Source organism: Bradyrhizobium sp. WSM4872 (genome assembly GCF_055811715.1).
Window position 1 is genome coordinate 1 of sequence record NZ_JBVVPT010000090.1, and the last position, 286, is coordinate 286.

Below are 286 nucleotides of genomic sequence, written 5' to 3' on the forward strand. Positions count from 1 at the left end.
TCGGTGTCGGTCACCACCACGGTGTGGGCGCCGTCGGTCGTCGGGGCAACGTAGCTCGCCGAATCCGCGCCGTCGACCGTGTACACGCGTGTGACGTCCACCGCGGCCGCACTCACTGTCAGCGCAGCATTGCTGGTGATGCCATCGCTATTCGAGCTGCCGGTGTCGTTGGTCAGCACCACCGTCGGGGTATCGATGCTGTTATCCAAGGTGAAGTCGATACTGGCGGTCGCAATATTGCCGGCGGTGTCGGTGTCGGTCACCACCACGGTGTGGGCGCCGTCCG

1 protein-coding gene is annotated in these 286 nt (G+C 65.0%); it reads right to left on the reverse strand.

Annotated elements, in window-relative coordinates:
• The coding region (locus tag AC0L3C_RS36240; protein WP_473410416.1) for a hypothetical protein at positions 1 to 286 on the reverse strand (286 nt) is incomplete at both ends.